Raw genomic sequence first — 20,065 nt, 5'->3', positions numbered from 1 at the left:
AGTTGTACTCGGGTCTTGCTTCGTGCGCCCGCCGTCGTTTACCGTCGCGTTTCACAAAGTTGTACTCCGGTACGGCTTCGTTGTGATCGGCCAGAACGAACGAAAGGTCGCACGATGGCGACTGCACCGATCCGGCACGACGCGCACACCCTGCTCGCACGCCATGCGGAGACCGATCCTTCGGCACCGTTCCTGCTGTTCGAGGACGAGTCGGGGCGGATCACCGAGATCTCCTACGGCCGGCAGGTACGCCGCGCCGAGGCGACCGCGGCGTTCCTCGCCCGGCACGGCGTGGGCGCCGGTGACCGCGTCCACCTGATGACGGCGAACCGGCCCGAGTTCCTCGACCTGCTGTTCGGCTGCGCCCGCCTCGGCGCGGTGCTCGTCCCGGTGAACCCCCTCTCGGCCGTCGAAGAGGTCGCCCACCAGGTCGCCGACTCGCGCGCGGTGGTGTCGGTCACCGAGCCCGCCTTGCGGGAGACCGTCGCCGCCGCGGCGGAAGGGCTCCCGGTGCTCACCACGGAGGACCTTGTGACCGGACGGCCGGAGGCCGGGCCACCGGCCGCTCCGCGACCGCGGCCGGGGCTCGCCGCGATCATGTTCACCTCCGGCACGACCAGCCGCCCCAAGGGAGTGCGTGTCAGCCACGCCAACTACGTGAGAGTCGGCACCGCGATGCGCGAGCACCTGCGCGTCACCGCGGCCGACCGATGGCTGGTCACCCTCCCGCTCTTCCACGCGAACGCCCAGTACTACTGCGTGATGTCCGCGCTCGTGGCGGGCGCGTCGGTGGCCCTCACCGCGCGGTTCTCGGCGAGCCGATGGCCGCGCCAGGTCCGCACGCTGCGGCCCACCCTGGCGAGCCTGTTCGCGGCCCCGGTACGCATGGTGCTGGCGCGGTCCGAACCGGACCCGGCGGACGCCGACAACGACCTGCGGCTCGTGCTGTTCGCGCAGAACCTCGCCGACGCCCAGGCCCGCGAGTTCGAGGCCCGCTTCGGCGCCCCCCTGGTCCAGCTCTACGGGATGACCGAGACGGTGCTGCCGCCGTTCGTCAATCCGCTCGACGAGCGGCGGCGATGGGATTCGATCGGGCTGCCCCTGCCCGGCGTCCGGGTCCGCGTCGTCGACTCCGACGGCCGGCCGGTGCCCGCCGGGGTGCCCGGCGAACTGCAGGTCGGCGGGGTGCCCGGCGTGGACGTCACCGACGGCTACGACGGCCGTCCCGAGGAGAGCGCCGCCCTCCTCGCCGGCGGCTGGCTGCGCACCGGCGACCTCGTCCGGCTCGACGCCGAGGGCCGTGCCTACTTCGTCGACCGGGCCAAGGACATGGTCAAACGATCGGGCGAGAACGTCGCCGCGAGCGAGGTGGAACGGGTGCTCAACGAGCATCCCGACGTGCTGGAGTCGGCGGTCCACGGCATCCCCGATCCCGTCCACGACGAGGCGATCGTCGCGCACGTCGTGCCCCTGCCGGGACGCCGGCCGGACCCCGGCGACATTCTCGCCTGGTGCCGGGACCGGCTCGCCCGGTTCAAGGTCCCCGGCCACGTCGTGGTCCGCGACGAGCTGCCCAGAACCAGCGTCGGCAAGATCCGCAAGGACGTGCTCCGCGCGGAGATCCTGTCCACCCCCTGATCCCTCCGCCCCGACGGGAGAAATCCATGACCACAGAGCCGTTCCACCCGGCGCCGCTCGGCGCCGGCGCGGAGTTCCGCCGCCACTGGCGGGCCCTGACCGCGGCGACCGTCGGCATCGGGGCCGGCGTCGCCGTCCTGCCCTTCTACACCAACGGGCTGTTCGTCCCCGAGCTCGAGGCCGAGTTCGGCTGGACCCGCGCCCAGCTCTCCGCACTCCAGCTCGCCGGCTCCACGATCACGATCCTGACCGCCCCGCTCGTCGGCATGGTCGTGGACCGCCTCGGCGTGCGGCTGCCCGCCACGATCTCCATGGGAGCGCTCGGCCTGGCCTACTTCCTGCTGTCGGCGAGCGGGCCGTCGTTCCTCGGCTACCTCGCGATCTGGGTGCTGATGTACCTGCTCGCGGCGGCGTCGACCGCGGTCTCGTTCACCCGGACCGTCAACGAGCGCTTCGACCGCGGGCGGGGCCTCGCGCTCGGCATCGCCCTGGGCGGGGCCGGGCTCGTCGCGTTCGTCGTGCCCCAGCTCCTCGGCGCGCGGATCGCGGAGAACTGGCGCTCCGGCTACCAGATCCTGGGTGCCGCCGTGCTCGCCGCCGCACTGGTCGTACTGCTCCTGATGCCCAGGCGCGGCGCCGGGACCACGACCGCGCCTGCGGCCCGCGAGCGCATCGCCCCGGTCCTGCGCGGCGCGTTGTTCGCCCGCCTCGCGCTGGCGTTCCTCGCGCTGGCGCTGGCCGTCGGCGGGATGACCGTGCACCTGGTGCCGATGCTGCGTGACGCGGGCGTCAGCACGGCCTCCGCCGCCACGACCGCCGGGCTGGTCGGCATCGCGGTGATCGTCGGCCGCGTCGGGGTGGGCCTGCTCGTGGACCGGCTCTTCGCCCCCCGCGTCGCCGCCGCCGTACTGCTCCTCGCCGCGCTCGGGTACGTCGCCCTGCTGGCCGGCGGCCCGGCGCTGGCCGCGGCCGCCGCGGTCGGGGTGGGCCTCGCGCTCGGCGCCGAAGTCGACCTCATCGGCTACCTCACCGCCAGGTACTACGGTCTGGCCCGGTACAGCCGGATGTTCGGCGTCTTCTACGCGGTGTTCATGCTCGGCGTCGGCGCGAGCCCGCTGATGATGGCCTGGCTGCTCGCGGTCACCGGCGGCTACACGGCGCCGCTGCTGGTCGCCGTCGCGCTCCTGGCGCTCGCGGCGGCGCTACTGCTCAGCGCCCCCCGGTTCCCGTCCTCGTCCCCGGCACCGGAGCGCTCCATCACCACCATCGAAGGGATGCACTCGTGAAGTGGGTGACCTACGACGCCGGCTCCGGGCCGCGGACCGGCATCCTGGACGGCCCGACCGTGCGCGGGCTCGGCGCCGGCGTGACCCTGCTGTCGCTCCTCGGCGATGACGGCGAGCGCCTGGCCGAGGCCGGCGCCGCCGCCCGTACCGCCCCCACCGAGGTCCGGCCGCTCGACGAGGTACGGCTGCTCGCGCCCATCCCGCGGCCCCCCTCGATCCGCGACGGCCTGTGCTTCCTCGACCACCTGCGCGGCTGCTACCGGGCGATGGGCCGCGGCGGGGAGCTTCATCCGGCCTGGTCCCAGACCCCCGCCTTCTACTTCGGCAACCCCGCGGCGGTCGTCGGGCCGTACGACGACGTGCCGATCGCCCCCGGCTGCGAGCTGTTCGACTTCGAGCTGGAGATCGGCGCCGTCATCGGCCGCGGCGGCCGGGATCTGCATCCGGACACCGCCGAGGAGCACATCGTCGGCTACACCTTCTACAACGACTGGACGGCCCGCGACCACCAGTTGCGCGACATGGCGCAGGGGATCGGGATGGGTAAGGCCAAGGACAGCGCGATCACCCTCGGCCCCGCCCTGGTCACCGCCGACGAGCTGGAACCGTACCGGAGCGATGGCCGGCTCCACCTGGAGGTGTCCGCCACCGTCAACGGCAGGGAGGTCTCGCGCGGCACCCTGGCCGCGATGGACTGGACGTTCGGTGAGCTGCTGGCCTACCTCTCCAGGGGGACCGACCTGCTGCCGGGCGACGTGATCGGGTCCGGCACCGTCCCCGGCGGCTGCCTGCTGGAGCATGTCGACACCCCGGACATGGCCGGATTCTCCGGCTGGTTGCGGCCGGGCGACGTCGTCTCACTCCAGGGACCCGCGTTGGGACACACCCGCCAGACCGTCCGCCCGGCGCCGCCGATGATCCCGCTGCGGACCGGCTGCTGACCACGTGAAGGAGATGCCCATGCCCACTCTCGTCGACCTGACGCGCACCATGGACCCGGAGAACCGGGCCCGCGTCCACGAGTCCTTCAAGGCGCTGGAGACCGTGATCGCCCCGCGGATCCAGTACCTCAGCCCCGAGTCCGGCGGCCTGGAGCGGATGATGTCCATCTTCGGCTGCCAAGCCTCCGACCTCCCCGACGGGGAGGGCTGGGGGGAGGACATGCTGACCGAGATGAACACCCACTGCGGCACCCACGTCGACGCCCCCCTGCACAGCGGACGGCTGATCGAGGGCAAGCCCGCCCGTACGATCAGCGACATCTCCCTCGACGAGCTGTTCCGCCCCGGCATGGTCCTGGACGTCCGCCGCTGGGTGAAGCCGGGGGCCGCGATCCCGATCGAGGGCCTCCAAGCGGCGATCGAGGCGACCGGCCGGGAGATCCAGGACGGCGACGCGGTCCTCATCCGCACCGGCCAGGAGCGCTACACCATGGCCGACGCCGAGTACTACAACTACCCGGGCATGACCGGCGACGGCACGCGCTTCCTCACCTCCCTGGGCGCCTCCATCCTGGGCACCGACGCCCTCGCCTGGGACCGTCCCTTCCCGGTCATGCGCAGGGCCTTCGAGGAGACCGGCGACCCCGCCCAGATCTGGGACGGACACTTCGCGATCCGCGACAAGGAGGCGTTCATCGTCCAGCAGTTGACGAACCTCGCCGCCCTGCCGCCGACCGGATTCACCGTCGGCTTCTTCCCGCTCAAGCTCCCCCGCACCAGCGCGGCCCCCGCCCGGGTGGTGGCCTTCCTCGGCGACTGACCGGCTCGGATCGAGACGAGCCCTCCAGGGCCCTAGTCGTCGCCGGAGCCGGAGATGTGTTCGTCGTACGCGCGTTCATACGCATAGTGTTCGGACGTCTCGGGAACGAGCAGCAACGTGATGTCCTCGTCGCGGGCGAGCGAGATCGTCTTCTTGGTGAAGTAGTCGCCACGCCAGGCCCACCCTTCCAGGAGCTGCGCCCTCGGAGTGGGGGTGTCGAGATCGAATCCCAGCTTGATGATGTCGTCATCGGCACCGCCGGGAGGGCTGTAGAACAGTGTGCCGGAGAAGGGTGGGCCGCACGTGGCGTCTGCCACCATGTTGACGATCCTCACCTTTTTGTCGTTGTTGCCGCGCAGGACCACCTTGATGAGACTGTCCTCGGCGACGCCCTGCCGCCGGAACCAGGCTTCGGCCTGCTCTTCCGTCATGGCGTTGAGCGCCGCGAGCTGCCCGCCGTCCAAATGCACCGGATCGCGTAACGCCCGCGTCGGATCCCTGGGTATCGCGTCGGTCTCCACGGAGACCAGGTCCACGACGATCGGCGGCTCCGCGGGCCTGGAGGGCGTCGGCGTGGCCGGCGGCGCGCTCGCCTCCGGCCCGAACGGCCGTTGAATGACGAATATCAGCATCGCCACCAATACCGGCGTCAGCACCGCGCCGCCGGTCCACCTCGCCGCGGGATGCCGCCACCATCTCGGGGGCTTCACCTCATGGCGGCGATTCGGCGGGCGAGAAGGTCGGGCCATGAGAAGGACGCCCCCTCTCGATCGGAATCGTCCACGGCGATAATCTCACAGCCGCTCCCCCGCCCCATTCGGGTTACCTGTACGTGACCTTCTCCGGTCCGCCTCCGGCGCGGCGGCGGCTCATGAAGATCGGCCGCGCTCCCGATCGGCGCCACCGTCGACCCGGCCGGGCGCCCGGAAACGGAATGCACCTGCCCACATTCCCTTGATGAAGTCGCTCCGCTGTTGCGAATCACACGCAACAATGCCACGCCAATAAATAGCCGGACGCCGCGACAAATGACCGGGTTCCGCGATTTGCATAATCGCCGAATTATGGATTTAACTCAGATATAGGTGACCGGAATGACGGCGCGAGGCGCCGGGCGCGCGCCCTGTCCCCTGACGGCGATCGGATGCGGAATGAAGCGAGCGGATGAGCACGCCACGGCCGGCAATGGACACGGGTATGGGCACGGGCACGGACACGGGCACGGCCACGGGGGGGCCGGGACGGCGTGGGTTGCCGGCCCGGGTGCGCCATCTGTTCACGCCGCACTCGCACGACGCCGCCGACTCGGTGGACGACGCGCTGGAGGCGAGCGGCGAGGGCATCCGGGCGCTGAAGATCAGCCTGGTCGGCCTGGGCGTCACCGCGTCGCTACAGGCCGGCATCGTCGCGATCAGCGGCTCGGTGGCCCTGCTCGCCGACACCGTGCACAATTTCGCCGACGCTCTCACGGCGGTGCCGCTGTGGTTCGCCTTCGTCCTGGGGCGCCGCGCCGCGACCAGGCGCTACACCTACGGCTACGGGCGCGCCGAGGACATCGCGGGCGTGTTCATCGTGCTGACCATCGCCGCCTCGGCCGCGGTCGCCGGGTACGAGTCCGTCCGCAGGCTGCTCGATCCACAGGAGGTGGCGAACGTCGGCTGGGTGATGGCCGCCGGGGTGGTCGGTTTCGCCGGCAACGAGCTGGTGGCCGTCTACCGGATCCGGGTCGGCCGCCGCATCGGGTCGGCCGCGCTGGTGGCCGACGGCCTGCACGCCCGGACGGACGGGCTCACCTCCCTCGCGGTGGTGTTCGGCGCGGGCGGGGTGGCCCTGGGCCTCCCCTGGGCCGACCCGGTCGTCGGGCTGATCATCTGCGCCGCCATCGTCATGGTGCTCACCCGGGCGGCCAAGGAGATCTACTGGCGGCTGATGGACGGGGTGGATCCGGCGCTGATCTCCCGGGCCGAGGACCTGCTGTCCCGGGTCCCCGGCGTGACGGGCGTCGACACCGTACGCATGCGCTGGGTCGGGCATCGGCTGCGTTCGGAGGTCGCCATCCGCGCCACCGGCGAGTTGTCCTTCGCCGAGGCCCACGAGGTCGCCGACCGGGCCCGGGACGCGCTGCTGACGGGCGTGCCCAAACTGGTCGACGTGCTGGTCCACGTCGGCCCTCCGTCCAGCGGCGCGCCGGCCGCGGACACCGCCCTGTCGAACGGCCGCTGATTCGCCGCGGTCCCGCACGCGCCGGGGCGGCGGTCCCGCTCCCCGCCGGGCCTCATCGGGACGCCCGGCGGGCGGGGTCCGGGCGGACTGGAACGTCGTGGTGCGGCGCAGGCGGAAGCCGAGCTTCTCGTACAGGCGGATGGCGTCGGTGTCGTCGCGTTCCTACGGCTTGACTTGACCATGGCGGCCACGCTCGGCGAGCGCCCCCGGACGCCCGACGCCACGACAGTGATCGTGCCCAGCGGGATGCCCCCGCAGACCGCGATGGCGATCTCGGTGGGATGCCAGGGGCGCCCAAGTTGATGCCGAACATGCGCCGGCGGCGATGCATGAGACGGGCGAGGCCCGCGGCGCACCATCTTCGGTACATCGTCCGTGCCCGGCTCGCCGTCCGACGCGGGGCTCTCCTTGTCTCCCGGACTGGGATGCCCACTGGCACGGCCGGCGTCTCCGTGGGCGTCCAGAGGGTCACGAGCTGATCAGGGTCGAGGTGGAGGCGGGCTGTCGGCTGTCGGCGGCACGGAGTCAAGAGGCCCGTCGTCACCGCCCCGCGCCGGCGGCCGCCACCACCACCGAGTCACGATGTTCGACACCGCCGACTCCTACGGGGGCGGGCGCTCGGAGGAGTGGCTGGGCCGGTGGCTGTCGGATCGGGGCGTGCGTGACCAGGTCGTGGTGGCGACGAAGGTGGGCAAGCCGGTGGGCGATGGCGCGGGGCTGTCGGAGCGGCACATCCGCCGGCAGGTGGAAGTGAGCCTGCGGCGGCTGCGTACCGACCACCTCGACCTCTATCTCACTCACGTGCACGATCCCGGCACGCCCGTCGAGGAGACGGTGACCGCGTTCGACCGCCTCGCGCGTGAGGGGAAGATCCGGCACTACGGCATGAGCAACTGCACCGGCACGCACTTCCGCCCGGTGGTGGAGGCGGCCGACCGGCTCGGCGTGACGCGGCCGATCAACGTCCAGGACGACTACAACCTGCTCAACCGCGCCGCCGAAAGCGACGTCATGGTCGCGTGCTCCGGCAGCGGGGCCGGCTTCACCGCCTTCAGCCCGCTCGCGGGCGGTCTGCTGACCGGGAAACACCGTGCGGGCACTCCGGCGGGGTCCCGGCTGGACCTTCTGCCCGGCTGGTACGCCGAGCACGACGAAGGACATCTCACGCGCGGGATCGCTCGGCTGGTGGAGGCGGCGGAGGATTACGATCTGCCGCCCGCGGCCTTGGCCCTGGCCTGGGTGCCGGCTGAGCCGGCGGTCATCTCGGCGCTGGTGGCGCCGCGCTCACCCAGTTCGCCACTCTCCTCGCAGCGATGGAGGTGCGGCTCACGGCCGGAGAACGCGACCGGATCGCCTCCTTCTGAACGCTCGCCGACGTGCCCGCCACGATCAGCCTGCGTGAGGACGTCGTGCGCAGATTCGCGCAATTCACCGGCGCCTATCCCTGGCAATGGTCGCCAGAGCACGTTCACTTGTGGATCACGCACCTGACCGTCGAACTGCGCCGTGCACACACGACGATCCGTGGATATCATGCCGCGCTGCGGTGCTTCTGCGACTGCGTGACCGCGCTTCACCAGGGGTGGACGAGGGAGTGCCAGGACCGCTTAGGCAGCGTTCCCGTGCAGATCTGTCTGGACGAGCGTGCGGCGGACGCACTCGCCGGTCCGGGGCGGCGGCCGATGACCCGCGAGGAGGTCCAGCGCTTCCTCGACTACACCGACGACCAGATGGGACAGACGCTACGGCAGGGAAACAAGGGTGCGCCGGCCCGCTGTCGGGACGCCCCCTTGTTCAAGGTCGTCTACGCGTGGGGCTGAGCGGCTCTGAGGCGTCCGCGCTGGACGTCGGCGACTTCCAGCCGCATGCCGACACGCCTCTCGCCCTTGATGTGCGCGTCGATCTCGGCGATCCGGTGGTGGTCCCAGCCGCGCAGTCCTTCGTAGAAGGGCGCGGCGCCGGCCACCAGGTACTCGCTGAAGACCAGGGTCAGCTTGACGGGATCCGCAGTGGAAACGGTGTCGAGCGCGTCCCGCAGCAGGGTGGCCTGCAGCAGGCCCATGGCCAGCCCCTGGCCGAAGGTCGGATTCGTGCTGGCCCAGGCGTCGCCGATCGCGAGCAGACCGGTGACCACGGGCTTTCCGTCGGCGACCAGGTCGCGTCGCCTGGCCGGGCCGGATGACACGAACCCGGCCCCTGCCCGGTCCTCGGTGTCCTGGACGGGCCCGAGCTCGGCGAGCAGCTTGAAGATCTGCGACTTACGGCCGGTCGCGTCCACGACCAGGTCGGCCTTCAGCACCTCTCCGTCGCCGGTCTGGACGCCGGTCACGTGGGGCACGCCCGGAAGGCACGCCTGTCCGGGCAGCAGCCGGGTCACTGCCACGCCCCGCCGCACGGTGACGCCGGCAGTACGGTCGGCCGCGGCGGCCAGCACGGACTCCAGTAGCGGCCGGCGGGCGCCCAGGGTGTCGTAACGCGCGTCCCCGTCCTGCCTGCCACCGCCGCCGGGCAGAATCGCCGCCGCGGCGATCATGTTGTGCCGCAGCGCGCCTGCCGTCTCCAGCCCGGCCACCACTTCGGGCAGTTCCGTTTCCAGCAGGATCCTCCCCCGCGGCATCATGAGGTGCGGCAGCCGGAGCCGGCTCACGCCCGGCCGCTCCCACGACGTCCATGCCTGCTCCCCCCGTGCGGGCGGTCTGGCGGGGTCGCGTTCCAGGACGGTAACCTGATGGCCGCGCACGGCCAGCAGCATCGCGGCGGACAGGCCGGGGGCCCGGCTCCGATGATGATTACGTTCATGCATGCCGGCACTGTCCCTGCGGTGACCGATCGTCCACCAGGCCATGCGCTGCCCACTTTCTGACCGCCCCGATCCATATCGGGTCGGCTCCGGTCAGGAACCGGACTGTGAAGTGGACGGTGATCGCCTGGATCATGTATTGGCAGATGTTCGGACAGGAGGAATGAGTGATGAAGCTGCATGACATCGTGCCGGGGGTCTTCGCCTGGGTGCAGCCGGATGGCACGTGGTGGGTGAACAACGCCGGGGCTGTGGTGGGCGACGGCGAAGTGTTCGTGATCGACACGTGTGCGAGCGAGGCTCGTACCCGCCGGTTCCTGAACGCGGTGGCGGAGGCGACCGGCGGCGCGCCCGTGCGCATGGCGGTCAACACCCACCAGCACGGGGACCACTCCTACGGAAACAGCCTGCTGCCGGAGGAGACGGTGATTTTCGGGCACGTGGCCACGCGGGCGGCGCTGGTGGCCGATCCGTACATCGACGGGTGCCCGCCGGTGTGGAGTCCGGTGCCCAACTGGGGAAACGTGACGCGCAGGCCGCCGTCCGCCGTCTTCGAGGACGAGATGACCGTCCACCTCGGCGAGCGGCGGATCGAGCTGCGCCACCCGGGGCATTCGGCGCACACCCCTGGTGACGTGGTGGCCTGGCTGCCGGAGGAGCGGGTGCTGTTCGCCGGTGACCTGCTGTTCAACGGGCTCACGCCGATGCTGTTGATGGGGTCGGTGGAGGGGGCGCTGCGGTCGCTGGAGTGGCTGGCGGACTTCGAGCCCGAGCACGTCGTGCCAGGGCACGGGCCGCTCGCGTCGGCCGGTGACCTGCCGGAGGTGCTGGCCGCCCATGAGCGGTACTACCGGTTCGTACTCGCCGTCGCGCGCAAGGGGCGGGAGAAGGGGCTGGCTCCGCTGGACGCCGCGCGGGAAGCCGACCTGGGGGAGTTCGCCGCGTGGGCGGACGCCGAGCGCCTCGTGCTCAACCTGCACCGGGCCTACGCCGAGGCCGACGGTGGCGAGGTGAACGTCATCGCCGCCTTCGCGGATGCCCTCACCTGGCACGGCGGCCCCCTGCCGACATCGCTCTGACGGCGGGCGATCCCGGTGCCGCACGGCGAGGACGGCGTCATTCAGGGTGATCCGGAAGCGCTGGGCCCGCCGTACGTGGGCTGCGGCGTGCCGTCCTCGGCCACGGCGATGGCCTAGGCCGCGATGCAGCACGTCTTCCAGGCGGAGGACATCCCGGTCAACTCGGCGCGCTCGCCGGGCACGTCCTCGGCCGCTTCGGCTGCACGGTGATCGCCCTGACCGGCTCCGTGGGCACGACGACGACCAAGGACCTGCCGGCCCAGGTGCTCGAACGGCACGCGCCGCCGATCTCGGCTGGACCGGCTGGGCTTACGTCGTGCTCAGGCGGACAGACAGGCCGCACCTCCGGCGTACGCTCGACGGGCCAGCTCAGGCAGGGGCAGCGTCTGCGACTCTGTGGAGATCACCTCGACTCCCCAGGGGCCGTCATAGCCAAGTCGCCTGATCGCCTCCACGTAGCCCCGGAGATCGAACACGCCCTCGCCCGGCATGAGTCGTCCGGTGGCCGCTTCCAGGAGGAGGTTGGGCAGGTTCCGGGCCGAGCCGTCACTCAGTTCGACATGAACCACGCACCTGGACGGCAGGTTCAGCAGCTCGGCCGGGGCGACGCCCAGCTTCCCCAGATGCCAGGTGTCCAGGATGACGCCCGCGTTGTCCGCGCCGGCGGCCTCGACGAGCCGCACCGCCTGGTCCAGTGTGGCGACGGCGGGATCGAAGCAGGTGAGTTCGTAGCCGATCAGCGCCGAGTGCCGCCGGTAGGCCCTCTCGCACAGTGCGGCGTACTGCTCGGCGAGGCGATCCGGCTCGCACGGGCGGCCGAACATGTTGCCCACCTTGATGTGCCGGGCGTCCAGCTCGGCCGCCGCCTCGAACAGCATGTCCTCCCGCGCCTGCGCAGACTTCCTGTCCTGTCCCTTGGGCAGGAACCAGTCGGTGAGGAACTCCAGCTCCAGCACCTCGAGACCGGCGTCGTCGAAGATGCGCTTGATGTCCTCCAGGCTGCGTCGCTCAAGCTGATGCTCCAGGTCGGCATGCCACAGGCCCACACCACCCAGGCCGGCCCTGGCGGCCTCGGTGCATCGATCGTGCCAGTCAAGACGGCTCCACTCCCGTACGCCGAGCTCGACGGGGCCCGCCAAGGCGCCCAGGATGGGGTTGTCAGCCATACGTGCCTCCTATGGTGTTCTTCAGCGTGTCAGGTGTGTCAGGCGTTACAGGCCGTGATCAGACGTCATGGCGGATCAGGTCGGCGGCGCGTTCGGCGAGCGCCACGACCACGGCCTGCGGGTGGCCGCGGTTGATCACCGGCATGACGGAAGCGTCCACCACGCGCAGTCCGTCGAGGCCACGCACCCGCAGCCGGGAGTCGACCACCTCGCCGATGGCGCAGGTGCCCGACGGATGGAAGATGGTGGTGACGTGGTCACGCGCGTAGCGAGCCAGCTCGTCCGGGTCGGTGGTGTCGCGCCAGGGTGCCATCGGTCCCTCGACGTACGGCTTCAGCGCGGGGGCGGAGAGAATGTCCCTGGCGATGGTCAGGCCGGTGACAATGCGTGACAGATCCTCGGGGGCGGTGAGGTAGCCCGGGTCGATGATCGGCTGCTGGTCCGGGTCCGGGCCGGCGGGGCGCAGGCTCCCCCGGCTCTGCGGCCGCAGCAGGACTACGGTCAGCATGAGCCCATGACCGGGCGGGCCGTCAGGGAAGTGGGGGCCATGCGCGCCGGGCATGAAGACGAGCTCCAGATCGGGTGCGTCCAGCTCGGGCGTGCTGCGGACGAATGCCACCGCTTCCCCGCCGTTCGAGCTGAGCAGCCCGCGGCGGTCCTGTTGCCACAGCGCCAGTTGCTCGGGAGCCTGGGCACCCAGCAGCGTCACCGGCTGGGGGCAGTGGACGTACACCGGGCAGGTCGGGTGGTCGTGCAGGTTGGCGCCGACGCCGGCCAGCTCGTGCCGCTGTGGGATCCGTGCGGTGGCCAGGACGTCGGCCGGTCCGATGCCAGAGAGCACCAGCAAGTGTGGCGAGCCGATCGCGCCCGCGCTCAGCAGCACTTCGCCGCGGGCGTGGGCGGTGTGCGGTTGCCCGTCCTCGGTGCGGTAGCGCACGCCCGTGGCCCGCGTGCCGTCCAGGGTGACCTTGTGCGCGGTGCCTCGGGTCACGACGGTGAGGTTGGGCCGGTCGGCGGCGGGGCGGAGGTAGGCATCGGCGACGCTCCATCGCTCGCCCTGGTGCTGGTTGACGGGCGTCTGCGCGAAGCCCGTGTTGTCGGCCTCGTTCAGATCGGCCAGGCGGCGCAACCCGCGCTGTGCGCACGCCTCCAGGAAGGCGGCCGTGGCCACGTTCGGGTCGCACAGGTCGGAGATCCAGATCGGGCCGTCCGTGCCGTACGGGCCGGTCTCACCGTTGGCGGCGATCCGGCGTTCGGCGCGGCGGAAGTACGGCTCCATCACCTCGTACGTCCAGCCTGCCTCGCCGTCCTGGGGCCAGTCGTCGAAGTCCGCGCGGTGGCCGCGTACCCACATCTGGGCGTTGATGGAGGAGCTGCCGCCCAGCACCCGGCCGTGAGGAAGGTAGACGCTGCGCCCGCCCAGTCCGGCCTGCGGCGTGGTGTGGTGCGGCCACGAGTGCGGGCCGAGAATCAGCCGGGACCACGCGATGGGCAGCTTGACGGCCGGATCGTCGTCCTCCGTCCCCGCCTCGATCAGCAGGACGCGGCATGAGGGGTCGGCGCTGAGCCGGTTCGCGAGCACGCAGCCTGCCGAGCCCGCACCGACGATCACGTAATCGTAAGTGCTCTCATCGGACACCGGGTCTGTCCCTTCTCTCGGAACGTCGTGACGTGCCGGCCGGCACGCGCGTCAAGGCAGGTCGCCGCTGTGGCCACCTGACAGCCCATCCGCTGCTCATTCGGCGTCCGGTGCCGGTCGGAGCCGGAGTGGCATCCGGTGGCGTCTGCTTCCTCACCCTCGCCGGCCTGCGCGCCCTGGACGGGGCCGGCCGGGCGCGTGATGGGACGCACACCGGTCAGCGAATGATCTGTTGGGTGAACAGTGGAACGGCGGACCGTCTCCCAGGCGCGCGATCCCCCGCGCGCCGACGCTAGGAGGATTTCCGATGACCGTGTTCACCGTGTCGAGGACCATCGCCGCGGCCGCCGCCGCGGCCCTGGCCTGCGGTGTGCTGGCGGCGCCTGTCGAAGCTCAGTCGGACGTGTATCTGGCTGCGACCCTGGTCGGCGCGAACGAGGTGGGCAAGGGCGACAAGAACGGCAGGGCTGTCGCCTACATCCACATCAAGAGCGGCAAGGTCGAGTACGCCATCCGCTGGCAAGACGTGCGGCTCCCACTGCCTTCCACATCCACCAGGGCAAGGAGGGCAAGAACGGGCCGGTCAAGATCCCGTTCTTCGGCCGGAAGCTGCCCTCCGGGCTCAACGCCGTGGCCGGGATCGTCCGCTCCGACGCGGGCCTGCTGGCCGACATCGCCAAGTCGCCGAAGAAGTGGTACGCCAATCTGCACACCGGCGAGTTCCCGGACGGCGCGGTGCGCGGCCAGCTCGGCAAGGGCGGCTGGTGACCACCTGAGTGAGACCGGAGGCCGCTCAGGGGGCGGGCGGCAGGACGCTTCGCGCGAGGTCGTCGGCGTACTGCGGGCTCAGCCCGTCAGGCCGGAACAGGATGCGGTACGTCATCGGCGCGACCACACGGTCCATGACCGTCTCGACGCCGGGCACGGCCTCGCCCCGCCGCCGGGCCCGGTCGAGGATGACCTCGATCTGGCCGGCGGCGTAGGCGGAGCACTGGCCGGCGTTCGAGCCGTCCGGGTCGCCGAGCAGCGCGTCGCGGAGGTAGGCCCGGCCTGTCGCCGAGCCCATCTCGTCGAGGAACTGCGTGGCCCAGGCCGACAGGTCGGCGCGCAGGTCGCCGTGGTCCTCCGGCGGCGACTCCGGGCGCAGCCGCTCGACCGCCACGTCCGACAGCAGCTCGTGCAGGTCGCCCCAGCGCCGGTAGATGGTGGAGGGGGTGACGCCGGCCCTGGCCGCGATGGCCGGCACCGTCAGCGCCCCGCGCCCCTGCTCGGCCTCCAGCTCCCGGACGGCGGCGTGCACGGCCTGCTGCACCCGGGCGCTGCGCCCGCCGGGGCGGACCGCCGGCTTGGACCTGGCCCTGGAACTCATGCCCGCATCTTAATGCGAATAATTTGCGTCAAGCGGCCACCGGCGCCACGGTCCCGGCGCGGCCCAGGGCCTGCTCGCAGACCTGGCCGACGCTCAGCAGCAGGCTCTCGCTCAGCGCCCGCCCCAGCAGTTGCAGGCCGATGGGCAGGCCCGCCTCGTCGTGCCCGGCGGGCAGGGTCAGCGCCGGCACGCCGGTGATGTTGGCCGGGGCGCTGAGCCGGACGTAGGCGTCGGAGACGGCCTCCACCGTGCCGTCGGGCCAGGGCGCGCTCTCCTGCCCTGCGGGCACGGCGGTCATCGGGGTGGCGGGCGCGGCGATCAGGTCCACCCGCTCGAACAGCTCCGTCCAGGCCTGACGCATGAGCGAGCGAGCCCGCCGCGCCCGCACGTGGTCGGCCGCCGGGATCAGCGCACCGGCCTCCAGCAGGACGCGCACGTCCGGCGCGTACAGCTCGGGGGAGGAGCGCAGGGTCCTCTCGTGGTACGCGGTGGCCTCCGGCACCATCAGCCCCCACTGGGTGGCCTGGACGAAGCCGGAGTAGGGGATCTCGACCTCGACGAGCCGGGCCCCGAGCTGCTCCATGCGCCCGATGGCGGCTCGCACGGCGGCCTCCACCTGGGGATCGACGTGCTCGAAGTAGTGGTTGACCGGCACCCCGACCCGCAGTCCCCGCAGGTCCTCGCGCGGCTCCGGCCGGAACGCGGCGCCGGGCAGGCTCGCCGGATCCCTGGGATCGTGGCCCGCCAGCGCGGGCAGCACGAGCGCGGCGTCCGCCACGGTACGGGTGATCGGCCCGACGTGGTCGAGCGACCACGACAGGGGCACGACCCCGTGCCGGGAGATCAGGCCGTAGGTCGGCTTGAGCCCGACGACGCCGTTGAGCGCGGCGGGCACGCGGACGGAGCCGCCGGTGTCCGTGCCCAGCGCGAACAGCGCCGTTCCCGCCGCCACGGCCACCGCCGAGCCGCCGCTCGACCCGCCGGCGATGCGGCCCGGGTCCCAGGCGTTGCGCGTCTGCGGCGTCGTCAGCCCGTACGCGAACTCGTGCGTGTGCGTCTTGCCCACCAGGATCGCACCCGCCTCGGACAGGCGGGCGGCCACGGCGCTGTCGGCGTCGGCGAGATGCCCCTGCCTGACCTGGGAGCCGGCCCCCGTGGGCAGCCCGGCCACGTCGATGAGGTCCTTCAGCCCGAACGGGATGCCGTGCAGCGGCCCGCGATACCGGCCGGCGGCGATCTCGCGCTCGGCCTCGGCGGCCGAGGCCCGCGCGGTCCCGGCGATCACGGTCGCGTACGCGTGCAGCGTGCCGTCCACGGCGTCGAGGCGGGCGAGCACGGCGTCGGTCAGCTCCACCGGGGACACCTCGCGCCGCGCGACGGCGGCGGACGCCTCGGCGACGGTCAGCTCAGCCGGCGACATCGGCGCTCTCCCATCCGGCAGGCAGGACGCCGGGGGCGGTCTCGCCGAGGTCGAGCTCGCGCAGGGTGCTCACGACGGCGCGGATGTGGTCGGCGGTGGCGGCCACGACCGCGTGGCGCTCCCGCGCCAGCGGCAGCCCGGCCCGGTCCGCCCAGCGGGCGGCCTCCTGGGCGGTGAGGCTCGGAGTCATCTGGACCTTCCTCACTAAAGCCAAAATTTCGCTTTAAGGGAGCATAGGAGGGTACGGTCACTAACGCAAACACTTAGCTTTAACGCGCCAACGGAAGGGACGCCCATGCCCACGCCCACCTGGATCGCCGGTGACCTCGTCATCCAGCGCATCGACGAGACGGAGCTGCCCCCGCAGACCGGCCCCTGGCTGCTCCCGGACGCCACCCCCGACGTGGTGACCGGCGAGCCGTGGCTGCGGCCCGACTTCGCCGACGCCGACGGCGTCCTGCGCCTGACCACGCACAGCTTCGCCGTCACGGCCGGCGGCCTGCGCGTGCTCGTCGACACGGGCATCGGCAACGGCAAGACCCGCGCCAACCCCGCCTGGCACGACCTCGACACCCCGTACCTGAGCCGCCTGGCCGCCGCCGGCCACGCCCCCGAGGACATCGACCTCGTCGTCCTCACCCACCTGCACACCGACCACGTCGGATGGAACACGCGCGCCGACGGCACCGGCTGGACGCCCACCTTCCCCAACGCCCGGTACGTCACCGCACGAGCGGAATGGGACTACTGGGCGTCGGCCGACCTGGACGAGCCCCGCAGGGCCATGTTCCGCGACTCCGTCCACCCCATCAGGGACGCCGGGCTGCTGGACCTCGCCGACGTGCCCCCGCAGGGCGTGGAGCTCGCTCCAGGCGTACGGCTCCTCCCCACGCCGGGCCACACCCCGGGGCACGTCGCGGTGGCCCTCGGCGATGGCGCCGCGGTGATCACCGGCGACTGCGTGCACCACCCCGTGCAGCTCCGCCATCCCGCCATCACGAGCTGCGTGGACATCGACCCGCGGCAGGCGGTCGAGAGCCGGCGGCGACTGCTCGCCTCGCTGGCCGGCACGGGCACGCTGCTGCTCGGCAGCCACTTCCCCGCGCCCACCGGCGGCCTGGTGGAACGGGACGGCGAGTCCTTCCGGCTCGTCCCCGGGGACGACCACCACGTGGCGTTCATCGTCAGTCGGCCGGTTGGGGAGGCGGCTGTCTGACCGCCTTCGGAGGGAACGGCGGTGACGCCGTCCAGTCCGAGCCGGGCCGCGACGGCGGTGTCATGGAAGGCAGCCGTCTGGAAGGGCCCCGGTCCCAGGGCCCTGGCGGTCAGCGCGAAGGTCCGGCCGAGGCGCCCGCGCCGAGCAGGCAGACCCGGTAGGCGCGCGGATCACAGTCAAAGCCGCGGGTGGCCGGCAGCGGGGTTGCCTCGCCGGTGCCACACCCAGATCCACCAGCCGCCCGCACGACGCCATGCCGTGCTCACCTCAATAGCCGCTCAGCGCATGAGGTGTGCCGCGTGGTGGCGATCAGTTCTTGGGCAGCGGATGGTCTGTGAGATGGGCGCTCGAAACTGCCACGTTGGCACTCACCACCGCAGGACTACGGCAGGAGTTGCGCCATGCGTGTCAACGTCAACGGAATAGGTCTCGAGGTCCAGGTCAGCGGGGAAGGCCCGGCGGTCTTGCTCGTGCACGGTTACCCGGACACCCATGCCCTCTGGCGCCATCAGGTCGCCGCGCTCAACGCGGCCGGGTACCGCACGATAGCTCCAGACCTGCGTGGCTTCGGGGCCTCCGACAAGCCGAAGGACCTGGCGGCGTACGACCTCGGCGAGCATGTCGCCGACCTGCTGAACCTCCTTGATCACTTCGAGGTCGAGCGGGCCCACCTGGTGGGCCACGACTGGGGAGCGTCCATCACCCAACTGGTGGCGGCCACCGCGCCCGACCGGATCTCAAGCCTCTCCCTGCTGTCGGTCGGCCATCTCAGCGCCGGCGGTCCCGCGGCGGGCATCGACCAGCTCGCGAAGTTCTGGTACATGCTGCTGTTCCAGTTCCAGGACGTCGCCGAGCAGTGGCTGGCCCACGGCGACTTAACCGGTCTGCGCATGTGGGCGGCCACCCACCCCGACCTGGAGGAGGTGGTGACCCGCATGCGCGACCCCGAGGCGCTCACCTCCGGTATCGCCATCTACCGCAGGAACGTCCCCCCTCAGGCGTTCATCCCCGGAACCCTCCAGGCCCCGCCCATCAAGGTGCCGACCATGGGCGTGTGGAGCAGCGGCGACGTCTACCTCACCGAGGAGGCGATGGTCTGCAGCGCCCCGTACATCGACGCGCCCTGGCGTTATGAGCGGCTGGAGGACGCGGGCCACTGGATGCAGCTCGACCAGCCGGAGAAGGTCAACGAGTTGCTGCTGGACTTCATCGCGTCGCTTCGCTGAACGGCGCCCGGTGTCGGCAGGGGCCAGGCGAACCGGCCCCGGCAGCCCGGCGAGCGCGGACCAGTCGAGGGAGGTGGGCACTCGTTCACAGCGGCGCGGTCGCGCTGCTCGGTTGTCCGGGCGCGCTGCTCCGCCGCCCACAGCAGGTCATGCGCACGCCGGTCATCCTCATCCCGCGCCGGTCGCTTGCGGCCGGCCTCGTGTTCACGTTCGCCGACTGCCCGATCCCGCTTCTCGGCCGAGTGATCACGTTGCTGGGCGGCCTGGTCCCGGCCGCGAGCGCGGCCGTCAGAGCATCTTGACGACGACCGTGGCGAGCAGGCCGGCGGCGTACGCGATCGTGTAGTACCGCAGGATCGGTGCGTGCCGCCGGCGCCACAGCAGGCCGGCGGCGAGCACCGCGACGATCACGACGACGTACAGATCGGCCCCGATCTGCTCGAACCCCAGGTTGGCCGTGATGCCCGCGGCGACGAACAGCGCGTTCACCGTAAACAGGATGTTGTCGGCGACGGTCAGCGGCCGGGTCGTCGCCGGCGAGGTCCCGGCGAACATCACCACCAGGTTGAGCAGGATGAACCCCGCGAAGAACAGATGATGCGAAAACACGTCGTCGTGGAAGCCGATCACACGACAGGGCTCGCCAAGGTTGTCGGCCTGAGCGCAGAACCGGGTGTTCAGGTAGTTGGTGACCTCGTGGTCGCCGTAGCCGGCAGCCCACAGATACAAGCCGACGACGAAGGTGACGCGCAACGCTGTCTGTGACTCCGCCGACAGGCCGGCATCCCCTTCCAACCGCTGCAGCAGCAGGTAGTACTGAACTGCCGCAGCGAGGGCGAGCAGCAGGTTGTTGACCTCGACGCAGCGCAGGAACCCGTTCGGCGCGGCGAAGCCCAGTGCGAGATCACCGCGGCGGTTCACGGACACCAGCACGATCAGCAGTGACTGCAGGCCGAGAAGGACGTGCAGGCGACGGTGGCCGCTCAAAGCCTGCCGCGCCATGGACATGGCCGCCCCCGGCTCAGTGCCGAGGACCGGCCGTCGGGCCGGCCTTGCTCATCGGCGTGGCGCAGGTGAGTCGCAGTGCGATGTACGTCGTCACGTGCTGGACAGCGCTCGCGAGCCGAGATACCGCCACGGTCAGCACAGAAGTTCTCCTCTCGATCACGCCCGGTCCTGCGTGACGAGGCGCGATCGCACCGTCGGCCGGGCTCCTGCACGAACGTCGGGACACAGGCTGTC

Annotated in this window: 19 protein-coding genes; 11 read left to right on the top strand and 8 right to left on the bottom strand. The window is 71.5% G+C overall.

Annotated features, from left to right (window positions below; translation table 11 throughout):
- Positions 1-114 precede the first annotated feature (114 nt).
- Genes HNP84_RS28725 through HNP84_RS28710 form a run of 4 tightly spaced genes read left to right on the top strand, consistent with a single transcriptional unit; the run spans position 115 to position 4,685 of the window.
- Complete coding sequence (locus tag HNP84_RS28725) at positions 115-1,638, top strand: class I adenylate-forming enzyme family protein (RefSeq protein WP_185053073.1); 1,524 nt, start codon at positions 115-117, stop codon at positions 1,636-1,638.
- 26 nt (positions 1,639-1,664) lie between these two features.
- Positions 1,665-2,924 carry an MFS transporter gene (locus HNP84_RS28720; RefSeq protein WP_185053072.1) on the top strand — a complete coding sequence of 420 codons (1,260 nt, stop codon included), beginning with the start codon at positions 1,665-1,667 and terminating at the stop codon, positions 2,922-2,924.
- A complete protein-coding gene (locus HNP84_RS28715; RefSeq protein ID WP_185053071.1) occupies positions 2,921-3,865 on the top strand; it encodes a fumarylacetoacetate hydrolase family protein in 945 nt (314 codons plus the stop codon). The genes HNP84_RS28720 and HNP84_RS28715 overlap by 4 nt, the downstream gene beginning before the upstream one ends.
- A gap of 19 nt (positions 3,866-3,884) precedes the next feature.
- On the top strand, positions 3,885-4,685 hold the full coding sequence (locus HNP84_RS28710) for a cyclase family protein (RefSeq protein WP_185053070.1): 801 nt from the start codon (positions 3,885-3,887) through the stop codon (positions 4,683-4,685).
- Between the two features lie 32 nt (positions 4,686-4,717).
- Here the strand turns inward: HNP84_RS28710 and HNP84_RS28705 are convergent, their stop codons facing one another.
- Positions 4,718-5,341: a hypothetical protein gene (locus tag HNP84_RS28705; RefSeq protein WP_185053069.1), complete on the bottom strand. Its 624-nt coding sequence runs from the start codon at positions 5,339-5,341 to the stop codon at positions 4,718-4,720.
- Positions 5,342-5,948: 607 nt separating this feature from the next.
- Between HNP84_RS28705 and HNP84_RS28700 the strand changes: the two genes are divergently transcribed.
- From HNP84_RS28700 to HNP84_RS28690, 3 genes are all read left to right on the top strand, one after another.
- Positions 5,949-6,908, top strand: coding sequence for a cation diffusion facilitator family transporter (locus tag HNP84_RS28700; protein WP_312925895.1), 960 nt, complete (start codon positions 5,949-5,951; stop codon positions 6,906-6,908).
- A 582-nt stretch (positions 6,909-7,490) separates the two neighbouring features.
- On the top strand, positions 7,491-8,399 hold the full coding sequence (locus HNP84_RS28695) for an aldo/keto reductase (RefSeq protein ID WP_185053068.1): 909 nt from the start codon (positions 7,491-7,493) through the stop codon (positions 8,397-8,399).
- On the top strand, positions 8,381-8,728 hold the full coding sequence (locus HNP84_RS28690; protein ID WP_185053067.1) for a site-specific integrase: 348 nt from the start codon (positions 8,381-8,383) through the stop codon (positions 8,726-8,728). The genes HNP84_RS28695 and HNP84_RS28690 overlap by 19 nt, the downstream gene beginning before the upstream one ends.
- On the opposite strand, the gene HNP84_RS28685 is transcribed toward HNP84_RS28690, so the two are convergent.
- A complete protein-coding gene (locus tag HNP84_RS28685; RefSeq protein WP_185053066.1) occupies positions 8,713-9,711 on the bottom strand; it encodes an NAD(P)/FAD-dependent oxidoreductase in 999 nt (332 codons plus the stop codon). The genes HNP84_RS28690 and HNP84_RS28685 overlap by 16 nt on opposite strands.
- 167 nt (positions 9,712-9,878) lie before the next feature.
- On the opposite strand from HNP84_RS28685, the gene HNP84_RS28680 reads away from it, so the two are divergent.
- Positions 9,879-10,787, top strand: coding sequence for an MBL fold metallo-hydrolase (locus HNP84_RS28680; protein ID WP_185053065.1), 909 nt, complete (start codon positions 9,879-9,881; stop codon positions 10,785-10,787).
- A 320-nt stretch (positions 10,788-11,107) separates the two neighbouring features.
- On the opposite strand, the gene HNP84_RS28675 is transcribed toward HNP84_RS28680, so the two are convergent.
- A complete protein-coding gene (locus HNP84_RS28675; protein ID WP_185053064.1) occupies positions 11,108-11,953 on the bottom strand; it encodes a sugar phosphate isomerase/epimerase family protein in 846 nt (281 codons plus the stop codon).
- Between the two features lie 58 nt (positions 11,954-12,011).
- Positions 12,012-13,565 carry a GMC family oxidoreductase gene (locus HNP84_RS56265; protein WP_312925891.1) on the bottom strand — a complete coding sequence of 518 codons (1,554 nt, stop codon included), beginning with the start codon at positions 13,563-13,565 and terminating at the stop codon, positions 12,012-12,014.
- Positions 13,566-13,835: 270 nt separating this feature from the next.
- Between HNP84_RS56265 and HNP84_RS56260 the strand changes: the two genes are divergently transcribed.
- On the top strand, positions 13,836-14,360 hold the full coding sequence (locus tag HNP84_RS56260) for a CHRD domain-containing protein (RefSeq protein ID WP_185053062.1): 525 nt from the start codon (positions 13,836-13,838) through the stop codon (positions 14,358-14,360).
- 25 nt (positions 14,361-14,385) lie between these two features.
- Here HNP84_RS56260 and HNP84_RS28660 read toward each other — a convergent pair whose 3' ends face one another.
- Genes HNP84_RS28660 through HNP84_RS28650 form a run of 3 tightly spaced genes read right to left on the bottom strand, consistent with a single transcriptional unit; the run spans position 14,386 to position 16,571 of the window.
- Positions 14,386-14,961, bottom strand: a complete 576-nt coding sequence (locus HNP84_RS28660; protein WP_185053061.1) for a TetR/AcrR family transcriptional regulator — start codon at positions 14,959-14,961, stop codon at positions 14,386-14,388.
- A gap of 28 nt (positions 14,962-14,989) precedes the next feature.
- On the bottom strand, positions 14,990-16,381 hold the full coding sequence (locus tag HNP84_RS28655) for an amidase (RefSeq protein WP_185053060.1): 1,392 nt from the start codon (positions 16,379-16,381) through the stop codon (positions 14,990-14,992).
- A complete protein-coding gene (locus HNP84_RS28650) occupies positions 16,368-16,571 on the bottom strand; it encodes a hypothetical protein (protein WP_185053059.1) in 204 nt (67 codons plus the stop codon). Before HNP84_RS28650 ends, HNP84_RS28655 begins: the two co-directional genes overlap by 14 nt.
- A 105-nt stretch (positions 16,572-16,676) precedes the next feature.
- On the opposite strand from HNP84_RS28650, the gene HNP84_RS28645 reads away from it, so the two are divergent.
- Together HNP84_RS28645 and HNP84_RS28640 are read left to right on the top strand one after the other, a co-directional pair.
- Positions 16,677-17,597, top strand: coding sequence for an MBL fold metallo-hydrolase (locus tag HNP84_RS28645; RefSeq protein ID WP_185053058.1), 921 nt, complete (start codon positions 16,677-16,679; stop codon positions 17,595-17,597).
- 401 nt (positions 17,598-17,998) lie between these two features.
- Positions 17,999-18,823 (top strand): alpha/beta fold hydrolase, encoded by an 825-nt coding sequence (locus HNP84_RS28640; protein ID WP_185053057.1) that lies wholly within the window; start codon positions 17,999-18,001, stop codon positions 18,821-18,823.
- Positions 18,824-19,111: 288 nt separating this feature from the next.
- Here HNP84_RS28640 and HNP84_RS28635 read toward each other — a convergent pair whose 3' ends face one another.
- On the bottom strand, positions 19,112-19,831 hold the full coding sequence (locus tag HNP84_RS28635) for a hypothetical protein (RefSeq protein WP_185053056.1): 720 nt from the start codon (positions 19,829-19,831) through the stop codon (positions 19,112-19,114).
- Between the last annotated feature and the right edge of the window lie 234 nt (positions 19,832-20,065).

This window comes from Thermocatellispora tengchongensis (assembly GCF_014202315.1).
Taxonomy (GTDB): Bacteria; Actinomycetota; Actinomycetes; order Streptosporangiales; family Streptosporangiaceae; genus Thermocatellispora; species Thermocatellispora tengchongensis.
The sequence above is the reverse complement of the archived record's forward strand: the minus strand, read 5'-3'. Positions and strand labels throughout refer to the sequence as shown.

Coding starts and splice junctions, on each gene's coding strand:
- HNP84_RS28725 (WP_185053073.1), top strand. CDS start 115: ATGGCGACTGCACCGATCCGGCACGACGCGCACACCCTGCTCGCACGC.
- HNP84_RS28720 (WP_185053072.1), top strand. CDS start 1,665: ATGACCACAGAGCCGTTCCACCCGGCGCCGCTCGGCGCCGGCGCGGAG.
- HNP84_RS28710 (WP_185053070.1), top strand. CDS start 3,885: ATGCCCACTCTCGTCGACCTGACGCGCACCATGGACCCGGAGAACCGG.
- HNP84_RS28695 (WP_185053068.1), top strand. CDS start 7,491: ATGTTCGACACCGCCGACTCCTACGGGGGCGGGCGCTCGGAGGAGTGG.
- HNP84_RS28685 (WP_185053066.1), bottom strand. CDS start 9,711: ATGCATGAACGTAATCATCATCGGAGCCGGGCCCCCGGCCTGTCCGCC.
- HNP84_RS28680 (WP_185053065.1), top strand. CDS start 9,879: ATGAAGCTGCATGACATCGTGCCGGGGGTCTTCGCCTGGGTGCAGCCG.
- HNP84_RS28675 (WP_185053064.1), bottom strand. CDS start 11,953: ATGGCTGACAACCCCATCCTGGGCGCCTTGGCGGGCCCCGTCGAGCTC.
- HNP84_RS28660 (WP_185053061.1), bottom strand. CDS start 14,961: ATGAGTTCCAGGGCCAGGTCCAAGCCGGCGGTCCGCCCCGGCGGGCGC.
- HNP84_RS28655 (WP_185053060.1), bottom strand. CDS start 16,381: ATGTCGCCGGCTGAGCTGACCGTCGCCGAGGCGTCCGCCGCCGTCGCG.
- HNP84_RS28650 (WP_185053059.1), bottom strand. CDS start 16,571: ATGACTCCGAGCCTCACCGCCCAGGAGGCCGCCCGCTGGGCGGACCGG.
- HNP84_RS28645 (WP_185053058.1), top strand. CDS start 16,677: ATGCCCACGCCCACCTGGATCGCCGGTGACCTCGTCATCCAGCGCATC.
- HNP84_RS28640 (WP_185053057.1), top strand. CDS start 17,999: ATGCGTGTCAACGTCAACGGAATAGGTCTCGAGGTCCAGGTCAGCGGG.
- HNP84_RS28635 (WP_185053056.1), bottom strand. CDS start 19,831: ATGTCCATGGCGCGGCAGGCTTTGAGCGGCCACCGTCGCCTGCACGTC.